We start from the raw sequence: 20396 nt of genomic DNA on the forward strand, positions 1-20396 counted from the left end.
GGTGGACAATAGTAAGCAGTCACCCTCGCGCATCAGTTTTATCGCGTTAGTGCGCCGTGAACTGCGCGCCCTGTGGCACGACCCTTGGCAATTAGCTTTAGTCAGTTATATTCCACTGCTAGGGATTTTTTGCCTGTGGTGGTTATTCAGTGCTGGTTTACCAAGGCAACTGCCAGTGGCGATTGTCGATCAAGATCATAGTCAACTGAGCCGTATGCTGGCCCGTCAGTTGAAGGCTAATCCTGTGACTGACCCGCAAAACTTTACCGATCTCACTGCGGCTGTAACGGCCATGCAGCAGGCTAAAGTCTACGCTATTGTGGTTTTTCCCTATGATATGAAAAAAGATTTACTCACGGGTCATAAACCTACGATAGACGTGCGCTATAACAGCCAGTTTTTATTGGTGGGCAAGTTACTCTCAAGCCAAATTCAGCTGAGCCTTGGCGAAGGCTTATTGCATGTTGCGGGCTTAAAGCAGCTGGCTAGCGGGACGCCAAAATCCCAAGTGGCAGTCAATTTAAGTCCAGTCAAAAGTCAAACTACGGCGCTGTTTAACCGAAATAATAATTACATTGGCTTTTTAGTGCCGCCAGTGCTGGTGGCGCTGTGGCAGTTATTATCGATGTTAGTGATGGCTAACAGCTTGAATCGAGAGTTGCACTTAAACCCCACGACGAATATCGATTCTGCCACTAATCATGGTGTATCGAATGTGCTGAACGTGGCTTTTTGGCCTAAAGTGCTGGCGAAAATGGTGTTATTTACGCCGATATTAATGCTGCAAGGTGGCTTTATCTTAGTGTGGTTGTACTTGTGTCTTGGATTGCCCATCGCAGGCAGTTTAGCTTTACTACTGTTGGCGCAATCAGTGATGTTGCTGGCGGTATGGAGCTTAGTGCTGTTGGTGTTTGTTGTGATGCGCGACAGTGCACGGGTGATTAGTTTTTGCACGGCCTTATTCGCCCCTGCCTTTGCCTTTATGGGGATCACGTTTCCCACCCATGAAATGCCACAATTGGCCCAGTGGTGGCGGCTTATCATGCCATCGAGTCATTATATTGAGTCCCATGTGAGCGTTGTCAGTTATGGCGCTGCATTACCGAGTGTGGCGACCCAGCTCTGTAGCTATTGGGGCTTTCTCTGCCTGTTGCCGGTGATTTATTTTCTATCACGTAAATTACTGCCTATTACAGTTAACGCTACTAGCGCGGTAACCGCATATGACTCTGATGCAACTCTGCCAGTAAAGGGGCAATAGGATGAATATGTGGCAACTGATGTTGACTGAACTTAAAGCCATAATTAGCGATAAAGCCATTGCAGTAACCTTATTTGGCGGCGTACTGTTTTATTCGGTGTTATATCCTTTACCTTATTTGCACGAAGTACCGACCGAACAACAACTGATCGTGGTGGATTTAGACCATTCTTCCTTAAGCCGTCAGTTGATCCGCCATGCCGATGCCAGCGCAAAAATCCAAGTGATAGGGCAAGTTGGTTCAATCACCGAAGCAAAGCGTTATATTGAGACAGGTAAAGCCCATGGTTTATTGGTGATCCCAGCAGGGTTTCGCCGCGACTTACTGCTGGGTAAAGGCGTAACCTTAAGTTATGGCGGCGATGCTAGCTACTTCTTGATTTATTCTGCGGTTGCCGAAGGCTTAGTGAGTGCGGGGATGGATGCGGGCAAGCAAGTACAGTTAATTGGTATGTTGGCTCAGGGGCAAAATCCTAAGCAAGCACAGCAAAGCTTAAATTCGATTCACCTTAATAGTGTGCCCGCCTTTAATCCTAGTTTAGGTTATACACCCTATGTAGTGCCTGGGCTGTTTTTGCTGATTTTGCATCAAACCTTACTGATAGGCACAGGTATTTTAGGGGCAGGACAATGGCGCCAAAAGGGCTATTGGCAGCAGGTATCACCCGTACAGTTGATATGCGGTCGAATACTCGCCTTCATGTTGATTTATATCTTTTTTACTAGTTTTTATGTCGGTTACTGTTACCACTGGTATAACGTGAGTATTCAAGCCAGCCTTGGCTTAGTTGCGCTGTGGTTATTGCCGTTTTTACTGGCTACCGCCGCCGCAGGTATCGCTATGAGCAGCTTATTTACTCGTCGCGATTTACCGACCCAAGTATTGTTGTTGATTTCTATGCCTATCTTATTTGTATCTGGTTTTGTTTGGCCGCTGGCATTGATCCCTGAACCTTTAGTGTTAGGTTCGCAGTTTATCCCTGCAGTACCCGCAATTATGGGCATGCTAGAACTCAATCAAATGGGCGCAAGTTGGGCGAGTGTGATGCCAAAATGGCTACAGCTCTGGGGCTTGTTTGCCGTCTTTTTTGGTTTAGCTATTTTGGGGGTTAAACGCAGAGTTAGGTTATTACAAGCGCAAGTGGGTTAGTATTTTGGAGCCATTTATAAGCACTATCTTGCCAGTAACACGCAGCATATCTATTGATATCGACTCAACCTCTGCTCACTTAGTAGCGGCTTTCTAGCGCACTAATTCATAACGCCTAATTCATATCGACTAGTTCAGCAGACTGAACTCATTTTCCAAAAAAAAACCGCTTGAGCGGTTTTTTTTTAAGAGAAAAAGCAGCTTGCTATAGCAAGCTGACGTCAAATTTTAACTCTGATGTGTTACCACTAGGTGTTTTAACCGTGATCAATACTTGGCTATTGATTGACAGTGCATTTTTTTCAAGAGAGAAACTCGTGGTAGCTGCATCGGCTTTATTGGTTTTGCTCACAGTAAATGGGTTATAGACGAGCTTACCTTCCGTTACTGTTACGCCAAGGGTGGTTGCTGATGGCATAATTTGATCGGCATCATCATAAAATTGAACGGTGAATTTACCACTTACCCCTGCGTTAATAGGTTTGATTGCGCTGAGATTATCCAGAATATTTTGCCCTTTACGGTCTTCATATACTTTCACGCCATCTTGCCAGAGAGTGAAGTATGCCTTTGAGCCCGACATGACCATGACTACCGCTTTGCGTACATAGGTTTTATTGGCTTGATTTAAACCACATAAATTTTCGACACATTGGGGGCCATTAAAAAGACCATCGGCGCCGGAATAAGTGACGGCAGCAAGATTATCAAAATAAGGTTCACCTGAGTCGTAGGCAAAGTTTTCGTTATCATCCCGAAAAGCGGTTGGTAAATCGCTAAAGCCGGAACTGTGGAACGTCTCAATATCTAAGCCGTTGCCACTACAGCTAACATCTGCCCCATCTTGTAAACACGCCTTTATGATTGCGGTGCCATCGGCGGCATCAAATTGGTTGTTACCGTTAGTATCGAAGAAGGTTTCGTGACCTAGAGCATAGGCTAAAATGGTTATGCGGTGATCTGTGACCCTAGGGTTAGATGATGTCCAATTTACGCTACAGGCACCATCTAGGGTTAAGCAGCTAGGCTCTATTTGGCCACCTTCAGTCGTGAAGTTGACGGTGGTATCATTTGGCGCTGGGTTACCGAAACTATCTGAAAGTCTTGCTGTAACTGTGACCTTTTCTCCGTCAATACTAGCAGTCTCAGGATTGGGATTACTGCTCGATAGGCTAAATCCAAGCTGTTGCGGTAAGCCAGTATTGATTGTCAGTTGCTCCGATTGACTAGTAATAACCTCTTTAGTATCGGCATCAACGGCTGTGGCAACCACGCGTACAGGTGTGGGCACAGTGCCCGATAACACGCGCACACTTGTGATGCCTTGGGAGTTAGTTTGGCCTTGAGCATTAGCGGTGCCATTAGCAAAACTTAAGCCGCCAACAACGGTATCAAGTTCAAAACTCACCTTTTGTTGCGCTGCAGGTTGTCCATTAGCACTGGTGACTTTAAAGCTGACTAAAGAGGATTCGTTTGAACCTGTGCCGCCCGCACCTTTGATACGAATTTGCTTAGGCTCAGCGGATTCAAAACTTAAGCTAGCAAGCGTTTGGCGTTGCAAGGTAAACGGGAAACTCGCCGTGAGTGTTTGATTGCCTACCACTGTTGTGGCAATAATCTGGTCGCTACGTTCACTATTACCACTACATTTAGTGTCTTGGAAAGTTGAACTGGCATTACCCGATAAGGTGGTCACTGGCGTATCAAGGGTCGCACTATTGTTGCTGGTGCAATCAGAGCTAAAGCTGATTGAAGAAGGGGATTGCACTCGCGTAATGGTGCCATCATTAGCCACTAACACTAAACTTGCGTTCACGCCAAAACTGCCTCCGGCGCTGACCTTGTAAGTGCCATTAGTATCGGCTGTTAAGGTGCTTGCCAAGGTGTTTTCATTGAATACTGTGCCATTGAACGAGCCGAGTTTCAGCGTACCTTCTTGATTGACCGCATCTTTACTCAATACTTCATACAAACTGCTGGTTTGCAGTGATTGACCTTGATAGTCAGCGGTTACCGTTAAGGTGTTTGCCCCTAATTCAGTCGCACTTGGTGTGTAGGTCACCTGCGCAATGCCTTGGGTGTCGGTCAATGTACTTGCTGGATTAAGCGCTGCTGAACCTGCAGTAAACGTGACTTTAACGCCGTCGATGCCGTTACTTGCGCTATCGAGCAATATGGCTTGCAGTTGTACTGACTCGTCGACTTTAAAACGAGTCACTAAAGCTGAGTTGTTTAAAATACTGGCGCTGAGTTTAGGTGTTGCTGGAATTGGAGAGGTGCCATCAACAGTAGTTAAAAACTCAAAATTACGTGTAGCTGTTAGCGCCGTGGTGGAATCATTTGGGGTTGTCGTTGCCGTAATTGTCCCTGCATTGACAAGTAAATCAGGATTACTAATGATAATAATGGCTTCACCGTTATTATCGGTTAGTTTGCTACTCGGTGTTAATACACCAAGGTCTGTCGTAAAGTCGACTTTCTGATTACTGACGGTGGCTGAGCCTTTTTTTAACTTCGCGACGGCACAAAATTTTGTCTCTTTAGGAAAGCTTTGGCGTGACGTAAAACTAGCGCATTCAGAACCCGATAAGGTTGTAAAGTCGATAGACAGTTTATAGATACCGTCAGTGGCATCTGTGCCACCGTTATCTTCGTCCGCAGGGCCATTACAGGCCCCAAGTCCAAATAGTCCAATAAAAAGCAAAGCTAGGCTACATAACGTTTTGCTAAGTCGCATAAGCAACATCCTTGTGAGCTGAAGTTGATTAGTCTTGAATTTCGCTGCGTAGGTATTTAAACAGCTCTTTAGATGATTTTGAATCGGTACCTTTAGCGAGTTCCTTGGTGGCTTGACGCACCAAAGTACGCAGTTTTTGTCGGTCTAATTGCGGATAATGCTCGACTACGGTTTGAATTTCTTCGTCACCTTGGGTCAGTAAGCGTTCACGCATTTTTTCGAACATCTGCAATTTCGCTGTCTCGTTGTTGTTTTTATTCAACACGATAGCGAGTGACGCTTTAATTGGTTCGATATCAAAATTACGCATCAACTTGCCGATATACTGCATGTGGCGACGATAAGCCTCAGTATTGACCTTGATTTTACGCGTTTGCAGAATAGCGTCGTACAAAAACTCATCCAGCTCGATTTTATCTAGCTGAGTCTTGCTCAGTGAAACAAGCTCCATACCGACTTTTTGCACGGCTTCGCTATCACGCTTATCCGTTGTTTTGCTGCTGACATAATCTTCATCGATGTCGTAGGGCTGTTTAAAATGTTCTGAATCACCAACAATCTTCATATAGATAAAACCTCAAGTAATATACTGGCTAATAATAACATCCCCAGCTAAAAATCGCCTAGGTGAATGTGCTGATTCCGAGATTGCTGCCCGTTTTCTATTAGACACTACGTTTTCAGCTATTTTCAGTGCAGCCACCTTATTGGCTGCGGGTTAGCACGAATAATTAATGTGAATGAGATTTGTGTTTGTTATGCTACGACCATTGCCGACAACGAAAGAGTAGCTTTGTGTCTTTAAATCGAATCGATAGTGAATTAGGCGCGCTGAAAGATGCGGTGGCCGTGGCGCTGGAATATGCCAATAAATTAGGAACGAACGCTGCCGAAGTGGCGATCAGTAAACAGCAAGGTTTGTCGGTTTCTACCCGTTTAAAAGAAATCGAAACCGTTGAATTTAATAAAGATGGTGCACTAGGGATTACGGTTTACCGCGATGGTTGCAAAGGCAGCTCATCGACGTCAGATTTGAGCCCTGAGGCGATTGCCTTAGCGGTAAAAGCGGCCGATGATATTGCCCGTTATACTTCGCCCGATCCTTTCAGTGGTCTTGCCGACAAAGCATTAATGGCAACGAAGATCCGCGATCTGCAACTATATTATCCAGAAGATATTTCCCCCGATGAGTTAGCGCAACTGGCTATTCGCGCCGAAACAGCGGCTCTTGATGCCGATCCGCGTATCAATAATTCTGACGGCGCCAGCGCCAATGCCCATACGTCGGTTAAAGTGTACGGTAATAGCCATGGTTTTTTGAACGGCTATTGCAGCTCGCGTTATAGTTTGAGCTGTAGCGTTATTGGTGAAGACAGTGACGGCAATATGCAACGGGATTACGATTACACTATCGCCCGTAAATTCAGCGAGATGCTTGCACCTGAAACCGTAGGCTTAAAAACCGCCGAGAAAACCGTCAGTCGTCTTGGCGCCCGTAAAATCGCCACAACTCGCTTACCGATTTTATTAGCCCCAGATATTGCAACAGGCTTAATCGGCCACTTTATCGGCGCGATCAGTGGCGGCAGTATTTATCGTAAATCCAGTTTCTTACTGGACTCTATCAATACTCAAATATTCCCTGATTGGTTTAATATTGAAGAACAGCCGCATTTACTCGGCGCCCTAGCGAGTGCGAACTACGATAGCGAAGGCGTGGCGACTCAAGACAGACGTATTATCGACCGTGGTATGTTAGAAACCTATTTGCTGACTAGCTACTCGGCGCGCAAGTTAGGCTTAACCAACACGGGCCATGCGGGCGGTATTTATAATTGGACGCTCGGCCACACAGGCCAAACCTTCGACGAATTGGTGAAAGACATGGGCACAGGTTTGATTGTGACCGAAGTCATGGGCCAAGGCGTGAACATGGTAACGGGCGATTATTCCCGTGGTGCGGCGGGTTTCTACGTTGAAAACGGTGAGATCCAATATCCAGTGGAAGAGATCACTATCGCGGGTAACTTAAAAGAGATGTTCCGTGGCGTGCAAGCCGTGAGTAAGGATTTTGATTTGCGCTCATCGATTCGTACCGGCGGTATCTTGTTATCTGAAATGAAGATTGCGGGTAACTAATCCATAGTGTCACTCGTTCCGCCGTGCTGCATAGTGCGCTTAAGTCGTCTCTGTGCTTTAGTGTCAGTGGCATGAATGTGGTTCGAGCATAAAAAAGGGCAAGCGATTAATCACTTAATCTGCTTGCCCTTTTTGTTTAACGTTCGGATTAGAGCTGTTCGACCTAAAAATCCGCGCCGTTAAAAACCATGTTGTTAAAAACTATGTTGTTAAAAACAGTGCCTTTAAAATCAGTGCCTTTAAAATCAGTGCCTTTAAAATCAGCCGTTAAAATGCATAGCTTGCGCTGAGTTCAAACGAGCGACCTGCACCGGCAATCTGCTTAAAGCCATTAGTATTATCGGCCTTAAATTCAGCCACACTCACGCCGCCCAGCGGCAGCTCATAGTAACTGTCGAATAGGTTATTCACCGCGAAGGTGACAGTCAGATCCTGCCATTTCATGCTGCTGTTCAAGTTAAGCAAGGAGTAGCTATCGGTTTCATTTTCAAGGCGGCGGTCATCCACGCGATCTTTGGTCGCAACCCATTGCCATGAAAGGCTGTTTTCCCAGTTACCGAGTTGATGTTGCAGTGCTAACTCGGTTTGCAGCGGCTTGATTTGATATAAAGGCTCATTGCCTTCATCTCGCTCACCACGGGTCACATTCACTTTGCCTAACACTTGCCATTTACCTGTGCTGGTTTCGGCAAACTGATAGAGCGCATTAAAACGTGCACCATAGAGATTGGCATCTAAGTTAGTGAATTGAAGAATATTGCGTTTGCCATCAGGTGAGCTAGTGCGATTGAAGCTACCAATCACTTCGGCATCGATATAGTCAGTCACCGCTGTGTACCAAGCTGTGGTCGAGACTTGCCAGCTATCACCGTTATATTTGTAGGCTGCGCTCAGGGTATGGGCGGTTTCTGGCTTAAGATCTGCATTACCCACATAACCATTACCATCGCCATACCAACCTATCATAGTGGTTGCCATAGTGCCGCGGCCCCAACTGTAACGCTCGTACAGATTCGGTGCACGATTCTTGCGGGCTAAACCAAACTCAAGTTGTTGATTGGTAGATAATTGATAGCGTGCCAGTAAGGTGGCATCGATCAGATTATCATCACGTTTTCTGTCCATCGCATTAAAGGCTTTTGCCGCTTCTGCGTCGACATTGGGCACGCCCATCATAGGCATGTTGCTATAGGCTTGGACTTCACCTGTATTGGTGGTGACATACTCAAAGCGAACTCCCGCCGATAGCCACCAGCTTTGACTTAAATCTTGCTGCCATTCGCCATAAACGGCGGCACGGCGGCGTTCACCATCGTTGATGTTGATGTAGTCATTGGGCGCCATCATAGTGCCAGGCACCGCAGGCCAAACATCGTCGAGCTGGTAGCTATAGTATTCTTGGCCGACCAGTAAGGTGCTGTCATCACCCATTGGCAAGCGCCAGTGTAGTTGATAGCTGTAGTCATCACCTTCAGTGTTCATTGGCATCTTGCCGGTTTTTTCTGGGGTGAAAAAGCCCATCTCGTGTTTCACGCCGTGCCAGTTTACTTGGGCACTGAATTCACCGTCATCGTCGAGTTTGAGTTGATAACGGGCGAGGGCACCGTAACTCTTGTTATCCGTCATATCCATGTATTGGTTAGCAAAACCTTGGAATGGAATATTTTGGTGGGTCAATTTGATGGCAACTTCTTGAGTCTCATCGCGCCATGCGGCGGTCAGTGCATGGTTTTGTGCGCGGTACAGGGTATCGATGACTTTATCGCCATTGCCATCTTTATAGCTGTTGGCATCTTCATAGGCGCCTTGATAGCTAAGACTGACATTTTTGCTTGCGACAGTGGCATTGGTGCCGAGTAATAAAGTGTCACTCACACTGCGGTATCCCGTTGAAATATCGCCACTATTCCATTTGATGGCCTCGCTTTCACCAAATTTAGGGTTAAGGCTGCTAACCTTGATCACACCCGCAATATTGTCGCCACCCGCGCTGACTGGCGATACGCCCGCAATGACTTCGGCTGTGGTGATTTGATTGGCGGAGATATAGGACAGCGGTGGATTCATTTGGTTGGCGCAGGAAGCAGTAATGTCCGCACCATCAACCAGCACTTTGATGCGATCGCCCATCATGCCATTGAGGATAGGTAGGGCCGATACGCCGCCCGCTTCGGAGAAATCGACTCCTTGCCCTTTCAGTAGATTTTCCGCCGAACCTAAGGCGTTACGGTTTTCGGCCTGTTGGCCATGGACCTCTAAGCGTTCAATATTGGCTAATTCGCTGTCGTCAGCCATGGCCTGTGGCGCTAGTGATAAACCCATGGCGATTGCGAGGGATGAGGAAATTACTGAAGTTTTAAACGGGTGAGATAAATACGCAGAATTTGCAGCCATCTTATTGTCTTCCATTCACTTGGATTAATTGCGCTGCATTATAAAGAGCATCTCAGTGTGGCAGGTGCGGCATATTGTCGCACTCTGTACATCTGATTTGATTGCGTTATAATTTTCGCTGTTAGGCTATGGGCTTAACTTTCATTAAGTAGTGAGGCATAAAATGACTAAGCAAAAACCACAAAATATGACCTTAGAGCACGAAAGTGGCCGAGGCACCATTACCGACAACGCACTCAAAGCGTTAGTGACGAGCCCTTTATTTAGGACCCGTACCGAGAAAGCGAAAAAGGGCAAAGGGTCATACGACCGTAATGCACAAAACCGAAAGGGGCATCAGCACAAGGGCGATGCCCCTTTTGACTTTCTAGGTCTAAGTTTTTGTTAATCTGTTGCTTTCCCTGTTTTAGTCCGCTTGCTTTAATCCCTCGTTAGTCCTGCCCGTTACTGCTACTTCCCCAGCCTCAACATCCGTCTTTACGCTTAAATCAGCCTTATTGTCGATAGTCGCTTTCCTTCTGAGAGCTTAGCTTGGAATGAATTGGTACTTTTACCCTGAGCGAGTATGGTGAACGCTTAGAGCGTTTTAGCGAAGGAGATGCACATGGCACAGCAATATCGAGTTGAACACGACACTATGGGTGAGGTGAAAGTCCCCGCCGATTGTTATTGGGGCGCACAAACCGAGCGTTCGCGGCAGCATTTTCGTATTGGTGCTAGCGCATCTATGCCGATTGAAGTAATCCATGCGTTTGGTTACTTGAAAAAGGCCGCTGCTATCACGAATCAACAGTTGGGCACTTTAACTGCGGATAAAGCGCAACTGATTGCCAAAGTGTGCGATGAGTTAATTGCAGGGGAATTGGATACACAATTTCCCTTAGTGATTTGGCAAACTGGCTCCGGCACGCAAACTAATATGAACGTTAATGAAGTGATTGCCTATCGCGGCCATGTGCTCTCGGGTGGGCTGCTCAGCGATGCCGTTAAATACTTACACCCCAATGACGATGTTAACCGCTCACAATCTTCCAACGATACTTTTCCTACTGCTATGCATATTGCTGCCTATCGTCAAGCCGTTGAACTTGTTTTGCCCTGCATGACGTTATTGCAGCAGAGCTTGCAGTTTAAGGCTGATGAGTTTGCGCCCATCGTTAAAATCGGCCGTACACATTTTATGGATGCGACACCGTTAACCTTAGGCCAAGAGTTTTCGGGTTACGCGGCGCAGTTAAGCCATGCTATCGAAGCTATGAAGCACAGTCTCAAGCGCGTAGCCGAGCTAGCCTTAGGCGCGACAGCCGTGGGTACTGGGCTAAACACGCATAAGGATTACGCGGTTAAGGTGGCTGGCAATATCGCAAAACTCACAGGCTTACCGTTAGTGACTGCGCCAAATAAGTTTGCTGCGCTTGCCGCCCACGATGAATTAGTTGCGCTGTCGGCGGCCTATAAAGTGGCAGCGGTCAGTTTAATGAAGATCGCAAATGATATTAGGCTGTTAGGTTCTGGCCCGCGCTGCGGTATTGGCGAGTTATTACTGCCTGAAAATGAACCGGGTTCATCCATTATGCCGGGGAAAGTCAACCCGACTCAGGTCGAGGCCATGACTATGGTGTGCGCGCAAATTATGGGTAACGACGTTGCCGTCGGTATTGGCGGCAGTAATGGTCAGTTTGAGCTCAATGTGTTTAAGCCAATGATCATCGCCAATGTGCTGCAATCTGGGCGCTTATTGGGGGATGCTTGCCAATCGTTTCGCGATCATTGCGTGGTCGGCATAGTGGCGAACGAGCCACAAATCGCGCAGCATGTGGAAAATTCACTCATGTTAGTGACAGCGCTAAATCAACATATCGGTTATGAAAAGGCCGCTAAGATAGCCAAAAAAGCCCATAGTGAGCATAAGACACTGCGCCAAGCGGCATTAGAACTTGAGTTTGTCACGGCAGAAGAATTCGAGCTTTGGGTCGATGCGAATAAAATGCTAGGGCCAGATGCTTGATGTCTAATACTTCAAGTCTCAGGCATCAAATCATAGGATTAGGCGCTGATATAAATGCAGTTCTAGAAACTGATTAAAGGCATCCGGAACGCTAGTGCGTAAACTGTATTGAATGATAAAAAACAAAAAGCGAACCAGAGGTTCGCTTTTTGAGTCATAGCCTGTCCTATATCAGAACAGCTTAGTCTTGGGTGTCAGCGTCGACCACTTCAGCCCACAGATCGTGTTCGTCTGAATGGGTGATGCGGGCACGAACCAACATACCTGGCTCAAGCTCAGTTTCACCATTGATAAACACCATGCCGTCGATTTCAGGTGCGTCAGCAAAGCTGCGGCCAATGGCGCCTTCTTCGTCGACATCGTCAATCAGAATGTCTAAAGTGCGACCAACGAAACGGGCTAAACGCTCGGCGCTGATCTCGGCTTGGAGTTCCATAAATCTGTGGTATCTATCTTCTTTCACTTCTTCGCTGATAAGCTCGGCGATGGTGTTGGCGACAGCGCCATCGACTTCTGAATACTTAAAGCAACCAACGCGATCCAGACGTGCTTCTTTTAAGAAATCGAGCAGGATTTGGAAATCCTCTTCGGTCTCACCTGGGAAGCCGACGATGAAGGTTGAGCGGATCACGAGATCTGGGCAGATTTCACGCCAGCGTTGAATAGCCTCTAACTGACGGTCAACACGGCCTGGGCGCTTCATCATTTTCAGGATGCGTGGGCTTGCATGCTGCATTGGAATATCCAAATACGGCAGGATTAAACCTTCTGCCATCAGCGGGATCAAATCGTCAACCCAAGGGTATGGGTAGATATAATGCAAACGTACCCAAGCGCCCATTTTACCCAGTTGGCGAGCTAGGCTAGTAATGTCTTGCTTAACTGGCATACCGTTCCAAAAATCGGTACGACCGCCTTTGTCTTTGCCGTAGGCCGAAGTGTCTTGGCTGACAACGAGAATTTCTTGTACGCCAGATTCCACTAAACGTTTGGCTTCATCTAAGATGCTGCCCGCTGGGCGGCTATCTAAGTCACCACGCAGTGAAGGAATGATGCAGAAAGTACAACGATTGTCGCAACCTTCTGAAATTTTCAAATAAGAGTAATGCTTAGGCGTTAACTTAACCCCAGTTTGTGGGATTAATGAGGTGAAAGGGTTGTGCTCTGGCTTAGGCACGTACTTGTGAACATGCTTCAACACGGCTTCGTAGCTGTGTGGGCCAGTGATTTCTAACACGTCTGGATGCACTTCGCGGATTTGGTTTTCTTTAGCGCCAAGACAGCCAGTTACGATCACTTTGCCGTTTTCTTCTAGGGCTTCACGTATCGCATCAAGGGACTCTTCAACCGCAGCATCAATAAAGCCACAGGTATTGACGATAACCAGATCGGCATTGTCGTAACTATTAGTCACTTCGTAGCCGTCGATACGTAATTGAGTCAGAATTCGCTCAGAATCCACGAGGTTTTTTGGGCAGCCCAAAGATATGAAACCAATGCGATTTCCAGTAGCAACAGCATTAGTGCTTGCAGCTTCTAATGTTTTTACTGGGATATCAAGCGTGGTTGTTTGCTTGGGTTTAAAAGTTTCAACTGTCATGGTTTCTCGCTGAGGTTTAAAGCAACCTTAAAAAAGTTGGCGGATTATACCTGAAGTGATTAAAAGGTACAGTAAATTTGGCTGAAAAGTGTACAGTTGAATGGCGAGTGTACGAGGTCGTCTTTGACCCTATTTTGAGTATGGATTTAATAATAGGCGCTGGTGCTGCATCGCAGTGTTGGGGCGCGCTAAAAATATAAATGTTTTTTATAAATATTTGTTATAAACATTAACCCTTTTGATTTTGCCCTGCGTTTATAGGGAAATATCAGGATTAACGTTGAGAGTTGAGTATCCGGTTTCTTGTTTTCGCTATCCCATGTTAATGCTGGGATTTTAGATATTATTTTTGGAGTTAGTGATGAAACAATCTTTTTTAGCAATATTCGTGGCCGGTAGTTTATTTTCTAGCATGCTGATAGCACCCGCAGTGCTGGCGGCTGAGGTTGATTTCCCACATATTGAAACGCTGGGCGTCAGTCAAATTCAAGTCGAACCCGATATGGCCGATTTGACGGTAGAAGTGGCCGTTACTGAAAAAACCGCCAAAGCCGCTAAAGATAATTCTGATGCCGCCGTGGCGAAGTTTATCGCTCGGCTTACTGCAGCGGGTGTGACTAAAGATCAAATTCAGAGTGCCAACTTAAATCTACAACCACAATACGTATATGTGCAGGATAAAGCACCAGAACTGTCGGGCTACACTGCCAGTCGCCAAATTACCGTGACAATAACAGACTTAAGTCGACTGAATACTATCTTAGACTCAGCCTTAGAAGAGGGAATGAATCGGGTAAATAATATTGCTCTAAAGTCGAGTAAAGAAGCTGAATATGTTGCCAAGGCTCGCCAAGCCGCGATTGTTGATGCTAAACAAAAAGCTGAGTCTTTGGCTAAAGGCTTTGGTGAAAACCTCGGTAAAATTTGGCAAATTCGCTATTACGATCAACGTCCAGTGCAACCTGTCATGTTGCGTATGAATGCTAAAGCAGAAGCCATGGGGACGACTGAGAGTTATCAATACGGTCAAGTGAGCATTGAAGATAGAGTTGAAGTGATTTATAAACTGAAATAGCAAAAGCTGAATAATAAAAATGGCTAACTCAAGGAGTTAGCCATTTTTTCAGCAATTTTTAGTCGTTGCCGCTAATACTAGCGTTATACCAATCACATTAAATATCTAATCAGTTCAGAGCCTCACAGGTATTACATCTTCCAGCTAATAGTTGCACTGTAGCTTGCTGGCGCTCCGTAAAAGCCTTGATCCCAATACAGGCTATTGAGATATTTTTCATCGGTCACATTATTGGCATTGACGGTAAGACTTACATTGTCGGTAAAAGCATAACGTGCCATTAAATCGACGATGGCATAGGCATCTTGTTTAGTGGTGATAGTGTCCCCCGCATTGGTAAAGCCACTACCAACAACGCCTTGTTCACGGGATATGGCATCCTGCCAACGCATATTAACGCCAAGTGTTAGCCCTTCAAATTGCTCTATTTCATAGGTTGCAGCCAGTTTAAATAACTGACTTGGAGTGTAATTTGCTACTAATTCATCGCCTTTGATATCAAAGTCGGTAAAACCAAGGCTAACCTGTAAACCATCGTAAATTTCACCCGCAACATCAATTTCATAACCGTCACTGCTTATGCCATTGATACCAATATATCTTTGCTCTGTTGGTGGTAGGTTTGCAGTGGCGGGGTCGAGTTTAGCGAGGTTTTTTTGATCTATTTGGAAATAGGCCAAACTTGTGATTAGACGACCTTCAAAAAGCTCACTTTTCAAACCAATCTCACGGCTTTCACCTGTAACAGGATCGAGTAGTTTATTCTCTAAATCTAACTGTGTTTGAGCCAAAAAGGTCTCGGTATAACTCGCATAAGCAACTAATTCAGGTATAAAGCGGTAAACCGCTCCAAGATAAGGGATAAATTTATTTGCGTCTGCAAGTTGAGCTGTGCCATAGGATTCACCTTTTGCTTCCCATTGATTAAAGCGTCCTCCAGCAATGATATGCATGTCTTCAAACACATTAAATCGCCCAGTAAAATAAGCCGCTTTTTGGGTTGAACTCACATCACTGCCTTGAGGATCATCGGCAAAGGTTGGGTAGGGGGTGTTGCCGTCCCAAGTATTGAGATCGGGCATGGCAGGGAAACCATTACCTGTGGTGTAATCGTAGAGTGAGTTTTCTTTTTTATCTGCGGTGGAGTAATTAACGCCAAACACTAATTGGTGATCACGGCCAAACAGATTGATATCACCTTTAACGTACACATCGGCTAAATTACTGCGCTCTGCAGCATTGTATTCGCTACCGTAACCGGTCAGACCTAATTCAGTGGTTTTATCTGGTGTGCCATAAACATAAAAAAGCTGTGTGTCTTCATCGTTTGATTTATGTGAATAAGTCGCGCGTAAGTGCCAGTCATCACTAAAGTAATGGCTTAGCTCAACGACAGTATTGTGCTTTTCCACTAACCATGATGACCAATTGGCTGAGGTGCTGGTGGAGCGATCATAATTTGTTGCGCTACCATCGGTATAATACAGCGGTAGTGCGCCCCATAAGCCTCCATCAGTGTCATTTTTGATATAGCTATGGCTAAGTGATAACGAAGTGTTATCGGATAATTGGGCTTCAAGCATGGCATAAAGCACATTTTTGTCTTGTTCGTAGCGATCAAGATACGAGTCTTGTAATTGCTTAACCGCGACTGCACGGGCAGCGACTTTGTCACTTAAATTCACAGAGCCATCAAGTTCAACACGCGCATCGTTAAAGCTACCGTAACTGGCATTAATATTGAGCTGATTATCTATTGTCGGGCGCTTACGAATAAAGTTAACTGTGGCTGAAGGATTACCCACACCTGTCATTAAACCATTGGCACCGCGGATAACTTCAATACGATCATAAATGGCGGTATCTTCATCGGAATGGTTACTGCCTGAGCTTAAGGGTAAGCCGATACCATCAATCTGAAAGTTAGTAATATCGAAGCCACGAGCAGTGTAATACGTACGGTCAGTCTCGATACGTTCAACATTAACTCCTGTCGCCGTGTCTAAAACCGCATTGATATTGGTCAGTTGGAAGTCACTCATTTGCGCACTGGTAATAACAGAGACTGATTGCGGGATCTCACTAATGGGTAATTCTAATTTTGAAGCACCACTCGCTGTGCTGGCGTTATATCCAGCAATATAACTGCCTTTAACTTCTACTTTTTCAATGTTTTCAGTAACATTTTTATTTTCTGCAGTATCGTCGGCATAACTTGGCGTTGTTGCTGATAAAGCGAAGATAATGGCAGAATAGAGTGTGGATAAGCGCAGTGTGTTCATCGTTAAACCTGATTTTGTAGGATGAAATGTCTATGTGCGCACAATATAGCGTAAGTAGATGGCTTGGTTAATGATATTCGTTATCATTTACATTTGTTAAGTTTTCTAGATAAGACGATGAATCCAGTGCAGGTCTATTCCACTTTGTATGGTGTTTGACGTGAATGCGCTAAGTGCTCATCATTAAAAGCCTACATTTTATAGCGGCGGATTTTATTGCATGATGAACAGTAAAAACTGGCAAAATTAACAATTTATCCTCACACTAACTAGCTGCCATATTAAGGAGACCGTTTATGGATTTTCCCGCACGTATAAAACAACAAACTTGCATGGATTGCTTAAGTGGCAAGTCGCTAGGATTTGAAATTAGAATGGCATTCCAGCCCATTATTCATTGGCCGAGTCAGCAGATTAGTGGCTATGAAGCCCTTGTTAGAGGCCCTGATGGGCAGGGCGCCGCATGGGTATTTGAACGAATTAATGACGAAAATAAATATTATTTTGATCAGGCTTGCCGCGTTAAAGCGATAGAAACGGCTTCAAGGCTAGGGCTCGATAAAATGCTCAGTATCAATTTTTTACCCAATGCGGTCTATAACCCTGAAACTTGTATCCGCGCGACAATTGAAGCCGCTGATATATATGGCTTTGATATCCGAAAAATCATGTTTGAAGTGATCGAAGGCGAGCAAATCGTTGACCTTAATAAATTGATCCGTATTTTTGAAAGTTATGCCAAACGTGGATTTATTACGGCTATTGATGATTTTGGTAGTGGTTATGCTGATATCAGTTGGCTGGAAACCTTACGCCCACACGTATTAAAATTGGATATGAATTTAATCCGCGATATTCATTTAGAACCCGCTAAACAGTTAGTCGTTGATGATATTTTACGTATTTGCCTTGAGCAGAACACCACAGTATTAGCTGAAGGCATTGAGATTGAAGCTGAACTTAATTATCTCGCTGCCATTGGGATTGAATATTTTCAAGGCTACTACTTTGCTAAACCGCAACTTGAGCATCTGAGTACTTATGCTGAGCTCAACTTTCATGCGCTAACGTAAAATGCGTTAGCTTTTACTGTAGCGAGGCACTTAGATTAAGATGTATTCCATCACCGCGACTTGTGCTGTAACTGTCGATTGGCAATTGGTTGTTTCTGATGTGGTCGAACTGATATATCATGCGCCACCTAAAATTGCCCCGTGAATGTTCCGCTACTATGTCTTCTAATGCGCTCTATACCGATTTATCCGCTTATTACGATTTAATGTGCAGCGATATCAACTATCAACAGCAGAGTGCTAGCGTTCATCGTTTACAACAATTCTTAGGTAATAATGGCTATCAGCACCTTGATTTAGCTTGTGGTACGGGTCCGCATGTACGGCATTTTATCGACTTTGGCTACCAATGTAGCGGTTTAGATATCAACCAGCCTATGCTTGATATGGCGATGCGCCGTTGTCCTGAAGCTCAGTTTAACCTCCAAGATATGACCACTTTTTACCTTGAACAGCGCGTCGACCTGATTACCTGTTTTTTATATTCTATCCATTACAGCCAAAGTATTGAGCGCCTTAAAAGTTGTATTGCCAGCGTGCACAGTGCGCTCAACGACGGTGGTTTATTCTGTTTTAATAGTGTTGATAAACACAAAATCGATAACAGCACTTCGGTTAAACATTTTACCGAGTTTGCAGCTCATCATTTTGCTTTTGAGTCCGGTTGGCATTATGGCGGCGAAGGCGAGCAACAGCATTTAAAATTGAATATTGCCAAAAGTCGCCAGCCGTTTACGGCTAGTCTAGCAGACGCTTTACCACTATTTGATACACTAGATGCAGGTTTGCAAGAGATAGAACTATGGCAAGACCAACATACCATGGTCGCCACCAGTTTTACTGAGTTACAGCAATTGTTAGCCCCTTATTTTGACGTACATATTTTTGAACATGATTATGAAAAAATCGTGCCGTGGGATTGTGTATCCGGTAATGCATTATTTGTTTGCGTGAAGATTTAATCTTCTGTTGAAGGTTTGACAACTGGGTATAGCTTGCTCGTCAGTTAAATAAAGAGTTATGCCTATTTATTATTTATATTATTTCATTAATATAAATGATAAATAATATAGTTAAATGTAGCTTGTTTGTTGTGTTGCTATTTTACCTCGGAAATAGTTACAAATGCATAGGCAATAAATACATTTAGACAGCGTTTAGTCGCGATAGCGTTATATGATTATGAGACTAATATAGGTCTTGGTAAGTGTTTCCTATTTAATTTATATTACATATTTTTTATTATAATCATTTGATTTCCTTTGTTTTTTGTTTGGCTATTCTTTTTTGTAAACATTAGTTAATTAAGTTTGGCATTACTCTTGTATTGTATCTAGTGTATTTAAATAATTAACAAGGAGTTCTTTATGAAAAATAAAATTCTAACTTTAGCTGCTGTGATTTCTTTAGCCTCTTTTAGTGTATATTCTCATGCTGATAACATGAGCAACAGTGATGCCGCAGAAAACGGAATCTATGTCGGCGCTAACTACGGTTATTTAAAAGTCGATGGCGATGATGATTTTGATGATAATAGTGATGTAATGCAGGGCCTTGTGGGTTATAAGTTTAATAAATACCTTGCTCTTGAAGGTAGTTACATTAACTTTGGTGACTATGGTAATGGTTTAGCAAATGCCGAAACCGATGGTTATACTGCAGCCCTTAAAGTCATGCTTCCTATTGTAGACCGAGTAGAACTATACGCTAAAGGTGGTCAGTTATGGTATTCGACAGATTATGACGTCGTCGGTTTTTCTGGCAATGACGATGGCGAAGGTGTATTTGTCGGCGCCGGTGTGGCATTTAAAGTCACAGATCGATTTTTAATTAATGCTGAGTACACTTGGTATGATGCAGATATTAATGTTGATAATGTCGCCAATGGCGGAAAAACAGATACAGACTTTAATCAAGCGAGTATCGGTGTTGAATATCGCTTCTAATTAGTAGTGTTTTGATACTTATAGTTTAATTATTAAGGCGTGACACTTTAAGTGTTACGCCTTTTTTACTTTGATTTTATTTTTATTGTAAATTTTATTTTGTTTCGCTTATTTTAAAATACAAAATTCCCAATGAGATTCATCAGGCGTTTTAGGTAGAGCTAATATTTAACTTATTTTAACACTAGATACTATAAAATAATTAAATCTAAGGGAGCTAGAGTGGGTTAATTAGTAAGTTTCATAGGAGAAGTACCAATCATTTGACAGTGGCATATCAAAATAATAGCGTTTCATCTTATCTCTCACGCTAGCTTTATCAGTTTTATCATCATATAACTTGGGGTTTTTTAGGTTGAAATTTAAATAAAAGACGGTGACTGTATTAAAAGCACCCTCACCAAAATAAATGAGTTGTAAACTACATTCTCCATCTCTCCGGTCAATATAAATAGAATCTCTTTCTAGTTGTTTTAAATTATTAGCTATAATTGGGTATTTCTTATCGTTGCTGGTAATCTCTACGATTTCTCTACTAGCAAGAACCTCAAATTGAGAACACGATTGCTTTGCTAGCTCATTATACAGAACTGAATTATCGTAATAATGTTTTATAACTTCATCATCTGTAACATTATGATGTGAACAACCTGATATTATCAATAAAATTAGCAATAACATTTTATTCATGGAAATACCTCTTAATTCAGTTAATGTCTCTTAGATACAAA

General features: G+C 44.1%; 16 protein-coding genes. 9 read left to right on the forward strand and 7 right to left on the reverse strand.

The window, feature by feature from the left end; all coding sequences use genetic code 11:
- Positions 1-31 precede the first annotated feature (31 nt).
- Both ACRN9H_RS12230 and ACRN9H_RS12235 read left to right on the forward strand, forming a co-directional pair.
- Entirely contained in the window at positions 32-1261 is a 1230-nt protein-coding gene (locus ACRN9H_RS12230; RefSeq protein ID WP_432314061.1) for an ABC transporter permease, read from the forward strand.
- Position 1262: 1 nt separating this feature from the next.
- Positions 1263-2411 carry an ABC transporter permease gene (locus ACRN9H_RS12235; protein WP_432314009.1) on the forward strand — a complete coding sequence of 383 codons (1149 nt, stop codon included), beginning with the start codon at positions 1263-1265 and terminating at the stop codon, positions 2409-2411.
- A gap of 205 nt (positions 2412-2616) precedes the next feature.
- On the opposite strand, the gene ACRN9H_RS12240 is transcribed toward ACRN9H_RS12235, so the two are convergent.
- Both ACRN9H_RS12240 and yjgA read right to left on the reverse strand, forming a co-directional pair.
- Entirely contained in the window at positions 2617-5148 is a 2532-nt protein-coding gene (locus ACRN9H_RS12240; RefSeq protein WP_432314011.1) for an Ig-like domain-containing protein, read from the reverse strand.
- A gap of 28 nt (positions 5149-5176) precedes the next feature.
- On the reverse strand, positions 5177-5713 hold the full coding sequence (gene yjgA, locus ACRN9H_RS12245; protein ID WP_107881467.1) for a ribosome biogenesis factor YjgA: 537 nt from the start codon (positions 5711-5713) through the stop codon (positions 5177-5179).
- Positions 5714-5943: 230 nt separating this feature from the next.
- On the opposite strand from yjgA, the gene pmbA reads away from it, so the two are divergent.
- The gene (gene pmbA / locus ACRN9H_RS12250) at positions 5944-7287 is read left to right on the forward strand and encodes a metalloprotease PmbA (protein WP_432314013.1); all 1344 of its coding nucleotides are present in this window, start codon (positions 5944-5946) and stop codon (positions 7285-7287) included.
- A gap of 163 nt (positions 7288-7450) precedes the next feature.
- Here pmbA and ACRN9H_RS12255 read toward each other — a convergent pair whose 3' ends face one another.
- Both ACRN9H_RS12255 and ACRN9H_RS12260 read right to left on the reverse strand, forming a co-directional pair.
- Positions 7451-7561 carry a pentapeptide repeat-containing protein gene (locus ACRN9H_RS12255; protein ID WP_432314063.1) on the reverse strand — a complete coding sequence of 37 codons (111 nt, stop codon included), beginning with the start codon at positions 7559-7561 and terminating at the stop codon, positions 7451-7453.
- On the reverse strand, positions 7555-9681 hold the full coding sequence (locus ACRN9H_RS12260) for a TonB-dependent receptor (protein ID WP_432314015.1): 2127 nt from the start codon (positions 9679-9681) through the stop codon (positions 7555-7557). Before ACRN9H_RS12260 ends, ACRN9H_RS12255 begins: the two co-directional genes overlap by 7 nt.
- 163 nt (positions 9682-9844) lie before the next feature.
- Between ACRN9H_RS12260 and ACRN9H_RS12265 the strand changes: the two genes are divergently transcribed.
- Together ACRN9H_RS12265 and fumC are read left to right on the forward strand one after the other, a co-directional pair.
- A complete protein-coding gene (locus tag ACRN9H_RS12265) occupies positions 9845-10069 on the forward strand; it encodes a ribosome alternative rescue factor ArfA (RefSeq protein ID WP_071938697.1) in 225 nt (74 codons plus the stop codon).
- A 216-nt stretch (positions 10070-10285) separates the two neighbouring features.
- Positions 10286-11689, forward strand: coding sequence for a class II fumarate hydratase (fumC, locus tag ACRN9H_RS12270; RefSeq protein ID WP_432314017.1), 1404 nt, complete (start codon positions 10286-10288; stop codon positions 11687-11689).
- Between the two features lie 181 nt (positions 11690-11870).
- Here fumC and rimO read toward each other — a convergent pair whose 3' ends face one another.
- The gene (rimO, locus tag ACRN9H_RS12275) at positions 11871-13289 is read right to left on the reverse strand and encodes a 30S ribosomal protein S12 methylthiotransferase RimO (protein ID WP_432314019.1); all 1419 of its coding nucleotides are present in this window, start codon (positions 13287-13289) and stop codon (positions 11871-11873) included.
- Between the two features lie 361 nt (positions 13290-13650).
- Between rimO and ACRN9H_RS12280 the strand changes: the two genes are divergently transcribed.
- Positions 13651-14364 carry an oxidative stress defense protein gene (locus ACRN9H_RS12280; protein WP_432314021.1) on the forward strand — a complete coding sequence of 238 codons (714 nt, stop codon included), beginning with the start codon at positions 13651-13653 and terminating at the stop codon, positions 14362-14364.
- Between the two features lie 131 nt (positions 14365-14495).
- Here the strand turns inward: ACRN9H_RS12280 and ACRN9H_RS12285 are convergent, their stop codons facing one another.
- Positions 14496-16646, reverse strand: coding sequence for a TonB-dependent siderophore receptor (locus tag ACRN9H_RS12285; protein ID WP_432314023.1), 2151 nt, complete (start codon positions 16644-16646; stop codon positions 14496-14498).
- A 296-nt stretch (positions 16647-16942) separates the two neighbouring features.
- On the opposite strand from ACRN9H_RS12285, the gene ACRN9H_RS12290 reads away from it, so the two are divergent.
- The 3 genes from ACRN9H_RS12290 to ACRN9H_RS12300 all read left to right on the forward strand — a co-directional run bounded on the left by ACRN9H_RS12290 (position 16943) and on the right by ACRN9H_RS12300 (position 19665).
- Entirely contained in the window at positions 16943-17719 is a 777-nt protein-coding gene (locus tag ACRN9H_RS12290) for an EAL domain-containing protein (RefSeq protein ID WP_432314025.1), read from the forward strand.
- Between the two features lie 158 nt (positions 17720-17877).
- On the forward strand, positions 17878-18681 hold the full coding sequence (locus ACRN9H_RS12295) for a class I SAM-dependent DNA methyltransferase (RefSeq protein ID WP_432314027.1): 804 nt from the start codon (positions 17878-17880) through the stop codon (positions 18679-18681).
- A gap of 405 nt (positions 18682-19086) precedes the next feature.
- Positions 19087-19665, forward strand: coding sequence for a porin family protein (locus ACRN9H_RS12300; RefSeq protein ID WP_432314029.1), 579 nt, complete (start codon positions 19087-19089; stop codon positions 19663-19665).
- Between the two features lie 231 nt (positions 19666-19896).
- Here ACRN9H_RS12300 and ACRN9H_RS12305 read toward each other — a convergent pair whose 3' ends face one another.
- On the reverse strand, positions 19897-20355 hold the full coding sequence (locus tag ACRN9H_RS12305; protein ID WP_432314031.1) for a hypothetical protein: 459 nt from the start codon (positions 20353-20355) through the stop codon (positions 19897-19899).
- Between the last annotated feature and the right edge of the window lie 41 nt (positions 20356-20396).

This window comes from Shewanella sp. MF08487, from assembly GCF_050848685.1.
GTDB classification, from domain to species: domain Bacteria; phylum Pseudomonadota; class Gammaproteobacteria; order Enterobacterales; family Shewanellaceae; genus Shewanella; species Shewanella glacialipiscicola.